Source organism: Marinobacterium litorale DSM 23545 (assembly GCF_000428985.1).
Classification (GTDB): Bacteria; Pseudomonadota; Gammaproteobacteria; order Pseudomonadales; family Balneatricaceae; genus Marinobacterium_D; species Marinobacterium_D litorale.
Genome location: NZ_AUAZ01000061.1, coordinates 1 through 5,015 on the forward strand (window position 1 = coordinate 1; position 5,015 = coordinate 5,015).

Sequence of the window (5,015 nt, forward strand, 5' to 3'; positions counted from 1 at the left end):
GGAACTCAACTACGGAGTCGATCTATCAACCATCTGAGGGTGGTATCAGATTGATGGGGTGAAGGTGCCCCATCAACCATTAAATCCGTATACCCCGCATTACCTTTTGATCGCCGGTGGTATTGGGATAACACCGATCTTGTCCATGGCACGGGCTTTGGATCAGCAGGGAGCGTCGTTCGAGCTCCACTACTTATGCCGGTCATCGGGTCGCGCGGCTTTTTTCGATGAAATGAGCACAGCCTTTCCCAGCCAGGTGAGGCTCTATACCGATGATCAACCGCCTCAGTTTGATGCGGTTACCGCCTTTTCGGGCGCAACGGCGGATACAGGCCTCTATATCTGTGGGCCCCAGGGACTGATCGAGGCGCTTGAGAACCAGGCGCTTGAGCTGGGTTGGGCACACGAACAGATTCACTACGAACTGTTCAATCGTAGCGATAGCCTGACACATGAATCGGATAACCGATTCGAGATAGCCTTGATTGATACCGACACGGTGATCCATGTTGAGGCTGACGAAACAGCACTTGAAGCGCTGATGCGATCCGGCTTCGAGGTGCCTTGTTCCTGCGAACAGGGGGTCTGCGGGTCCTGCCTTCTGGAGGTGGTCGATGGACTACCGGATCATCGCGATATGTTCCTCACCGAGCAGGAGAGGGAAGAGAACAGCCGCTTTACACCCTGTTGTTCCAGGTCGCTTTCTCCTCGGTTAACGGTTCGGCTGCCCTGATATCAGTGGTCGGAAGAGAGAAAATGCTTCTGAAGCTGGCCTTCCAGTTCCCGGTTAAAGTGCTCTGCTGACTGCATATGCTCGAGCATCAGCTGTCGTGCGGCCTGAGCATCTCTGGCGCGAAAGGCTTCGAGCAGCTTGGTGTGGTATTCGAGATTGGCGCAGGAAAACTCCTGCTGCTCCGGGAGCTGGGCTTTCTTGAAGATGACCAGGTCCCGGATCATGTCGTTAATAAAGCGGCCTATAAATGCCAGCATCACGTTGTCACAGCGTTGAGCCAGCACGACATGAAATTCAAGCTCGGCGATGCGCTGTTCCATCCGCTCATCAAAACTTTGGGCAGGTGCACGGCAGCGTTCTACCAGTGCTTCGAGTTTGGCCAGGTCATCTTGGTTGAGCCGTTCGGCGGCGAGCGCTGCAATCTCCGGTTCAACCAGCGTTCTCAGCGCATAGATCTCCGGGCCGGAAGGCTGTTCGAAGTGGAGAAAGTTGCGCAGTAGCTGGCTCGCTTTCTCATAGGGGACACGTTCCAGGATCGCACCGCCATTGGGGCCGGTACGGATCGATACCAGACCCTGAACCTCCAGTGATTTCAGCGCTTCTCGCACGGTACCTTTTGAGCACTCGAACTGCTCGATCAACTCCTTTTCATTGGGTAAGCGGTCGCCGGGCTGCTTGCCGTTAACGACCACCCAGCGTTTGATCGATTCAACGATCTGATCGGCGCGCTTGATCCGTTTTGGGCTGACAAAATCTTGTTGATTCATTGGCTCTTAGCTGGCTGGAAGGAGGCGTAATCCTGACATAAAGCAAGGAATTTTGCGATCCGGGTTGTGTAGGTCTATTTATTATTATAAATAGTATAATTGAATTTATCGGGCCGGGGGTATCGATGATCCTCGTCCCTTCAATTACCCAACTGCTGCGGTGCTCTCAAGTTCCGGGGGCACAGCCGAAAATCGAGTCGATGGAGAGATAACATGGCCGGATCCACGAATTTTAACTGGGAAGACCCGCTGTTCCTGGAACATCAACTGACAGAGGAAGAGCGCCAGATTCGCGACGCAGCATATGCCTACTGCCAGCAGGAGCTGCAGCCGCGCGTGCTCAGTGCGTACCGTGAAGAGCGCTTTGATCGTGAAATCATGACCGAGATGGGTGAGATGGGCCTGCTCGGCGCGACTGTGGCCGAGGAATACGGTGGCAGCGGGTTGAACCATGTGGCGTATGGTTTGATCGCCCGTGAAGTCGAGCGGGTGGACTCCGGTTATCGCTCCGCCATGAGTGTGCAGTCGTCTCTGGTGATGTTCCCCATCGAAGCCTACGGCTCCGAAGAGCAGAAACAGAAGTTCCTGCCACGCCTGGCCAGTGGTGAGCTGGTGGGTTGCTTTGGTTTGACCGAGCCTGACCACGGTTCCGACCCGGGTTCTATGAACACGCGGGCAAAGAAAGTGGATGGCGGTTACCGCCTGACCGGCCAGAAGATGTGGATTACCAACAGCCCCATTGCCGACATTGCGGTTGTCTGGGCGCGTTCCGAAGCCCATGACGGCAAGATCAAGGGCTTTATCGTTGAGCGTGGTAGCGAGGGTTTTTCCACCCCGAAGATTGAAGGCAAGCTCAGCCTGCGGGCGTCGATTACCGGTGAAATCGTTCTGGATGATGTCTTTGTTCCGGAAGAAAACCTGCTGCCCAATGCCAGCGGCCTTGGCGGGCCTTTCGGCTGTCTGAACAAAGCACGGTTTGGTATCGCCTGGGGCACCCTAGGAGCTGCCGAGTTCTGCTGGCATGCAGCGCGTCAGTACACGCTGGACCGCAACCAATTCGGTCGTCCGTTGGCCGCCAACCAGTTGATTCAGTTGAAGCTGGCGAATATGCAGACCGAGATCAGCCTTGGCTTGCAGGCCGCACTGCAGGTGGCGCGTCTGATGGACAGCAACAGCTGGGCACCCGAAATGGTCTCTCTGATCAAGCGCAATAACTGCGGCAAGGCGCTGGATATCGCCCGGCTTGCCCGCGATATGCACGGGGGTAATGGTATTGCCGACGAGTATGGCGTCATGCGCCATATGGTGAATCTGGAAACCGTTAACACCTACGAAGGTACCCACGACGTTCACGCGCTGATTCTGGGCCGTGCTCAAACCGGGATCCAGGCGTTCTGCTAATAACCGGAGCTCAAGTAAGCGCTGCTCAGGAGGAGATCATGGACAAACCGCTGACTGGAATACGCGTACTCGATCTTTCGCGGATCCTTGCAGGACCCTGGTGCAGTCAGCACCTGGCCGACATGGGGGCGGAAGTGATCAAGGTGGAGCATCCCCAGCGGGGCGATGATACCCGTGGCTGGGGGCCTCCGTTTCTGGACAACACGCGGGATGCCGCCTATTACCTCTGCGCTAACCGGGGGAAGCAGTCAGTGGCGATCGATATCGCCCAGCCGGAAGGACAACGACTCGTTAAAGAGCTGGTTAAATCCTGCGACGTGGTACTGGAGAACTTCAAGGTTGGAGGGCTCAAACGCTACGGACTGGATTATGAAAGTCTGAAAGCGGTGAAGCCTGATCTGATCTATTGCTCTATTACCGGATTCGGCCAGGATGGCCCCTACGCCAACCGGGCGGGTTACGATTTCCTCCTGCAGGGGATGGGGGGCTTGATGGGGGTGACCGGTAAGCCGGACAGCGAGCCCGGTGGAGGGCCGGTGAAGGTGGGTGTTGCCGTGACCGATCTGTTTACCGGCATGTACGCCGCCACCTCCATCCTTTCCGCACTGATTGGCCGTGATCGAACCGGTGAGGGTACCTGTATCGATGTGTCCCTGATGGATGTGCAGGTGGGTGTGCTGGCTAACCAGGCCCTTAATTACCTGACCTCCGGCAAGTCGCCGGGACGTCTGGGCAACGCACATCCCAATATCGTGCCCTATCAGGCGTTTGCAACTCAGGATGGCCACATCATTTTGGCGGTCGGTAACGACACCCAGTTCCAGCGATTCTGCAACGTAGCCGGTTTGCCCGCGCTGGGACAGGATGAGCGCTTTGCCACGAACCGTAAGCGGGTTGAAAACCGGGCATTACTGATACCGGAAATTGAGCGTCGGATTGCGGAACGGCCCAGTGAATTCTGGCTTAAAGCGCTGGAGGAGGAGGGGGTTCCCTGCGGTCCGATCAATACCATGGATCAAGTGTTCGCGGACCCACAGGTGCAGCACCGGAACATGAAAATCACTCTTCCCCACGATAAAGCGGGGGAAGTGAATCTGGTCAGCAATCCGGTGCGTTTCGGTCAAACAGCGTTAAACGCCGAGAGCCCACCGCCCGGTTTGGGCGAACATACCTTTGAAGTGATTCGACGCCTTGCTCCTGAACAGGCAGACCAGCTGGAGTCCCTCTGCGCTCAGGGCATCATTCGATAGTTTGACATATAGAAAGAAGAGTTTTTAACGGATATGAAAGTACTAGTCAGCGTAAAGCGCGTAATCGACTACAACGTCAAGGTCCGCGTCAAAGCCGATAACTCCGATGTGGATCTGGCCAACGTCAAAATGGCCCTGAACCCCTTCTGTGAGATCGCCGTGGAAGAGGCGATCCGGCTCAAAGAAGCCGGCGTGGCCACGGAAGTGGTTGTTGTGTCCATCGGCCCCAAAGCGGTTCAGGAACAGCTGCGCACCGCTATGGCATTAGGCGCCGATCGTGCCATCCAGATCGATACCGACGAACTGCCAGAGCCTTTGAACGTAGCTAAATTGCTGGCGAAAGTGGTTGAGGAAGAGCAGCCGGGCCTGGTGATCCTCGGCAAGCAGTCGATCGACTCCGACAACAACCAGACCGGCCAGATGCTGGCGGCGCTGACCGGCCGTCCCCAGGGTACCTTTGCCTCCGCCGTGAAAGTGGAAGACGGCAAAGCACGGGTCACCCGGGAAGTGGATGGCGGTCTTAAAACCGTCGCTCTGGAACTGCCCGCCATCGTCACCACCGACCTGCGCCTGAACGAGCCGCGCTACGCCAAACTGCCGGACATCATGAAGGCCAAGAAAAAGCCGCTGGATGTGAAAACCCCGGCTGATCTGGGTGTGGAACTGAAAACCCACATCACCCAGCTCAAGGTCGAAAGCCCGGCACAGCGCCAGGCCGGTATCAAGGTGGACAGCGTGGATGCGCTGGTCGACAAGCTCCAGAACGAAGCCAAGGTACTCTAAGGGGGTTGGGATGAGCATTTTACTGATAGCCGAACACAACAATCAGGCCCTGAACCCGGCCACCCTCAGCGCCCTGACCGC

Annotated in this window: 5 protein-coding genes; 4 read left to right on the forward strand and 1 reads right to left on the reverse strand. The window is 56.6% G+C overall.

From position 1 onward, the window contains the following. The first annotated feature begins 145 nt into the window (after window positions 1-145). Entirely contained in the window at window positions 146-733 is a 588-nt protein-coding gene (locus tag G403_RS24125; protein ID WP_051299360.1) for a flavin reductase family protein, read from the forward strand. A gap of 2 nt (window positions 734-735) precedes the next feature. Here G403_RS24125 and G403_RS0120340 read toward each other — a convergent pair whose 3' ends face one another. Further along, window positions 736-1,500 carry a FadR/GntR family transcriptional regulator gene (locus tag G403_RS0120340; RefSeq protein ID WP_027855607.1) on the reverse strand — a complete coding sequence of 255 codons (765 nt, stop codon included), beginning with the start codon at window positions 1,498-1,500 and terminating at the stop codon, window positions 736-738. Between the two features lie 213 nt (window positions 1,501-1,713). On the opposite strand from G403_RS0120340, the gene G403_RS0120345 reads away from it, so the two are divergent. Genes G403_RS0120345 through G403_RS0120355 form a run of 3 tightly spaced genes read left to right on the forward strand, consistent with a single transcriptional unit; the run spans window position 1,714 to window position 4,934 of the window. Then, complete coding sequence (locus tag G403_RS0120345) at window positions 1,714-2,901, forward strand: acyl-CoA dehydrogenase (protein WP_027855608.1); 1,188 nt, start codon at window positions 1,714-1,716, stop codon at window positions 2,899-2,901. A gap of 38 nt (window positions 2,902-2,939) precedes the next feature. Then, window positions 2,940-4,151: a CaiB/BaiF CoA transferase family protein gene (locus G403_RS0120350; RefSeq protein ID WP_027855609.1), complete on the forward strand. Its 1,212-nt coding sequence runs from the start codon at window positions 2,940-2,942 to the stop codon at window positions 4,149-4,151. A gap of 33 nt (window positions 4,152-4,184) precedes the next feature. Beyond that, window positions 4,185-4,934: an electron transfer flavoprotein subunit beta/FixA family protein gene (locus G403_RS0120355; RefSeq protein WP_027855610.1), complete on the forward strand. Its 750-nt coding sequence runs from the start codon at window positions 4,185-4,187 to the stop codon at window positions 4,932-4,934. Window positions 4,935-5,015: the final 81 nt, after the last annotated feature.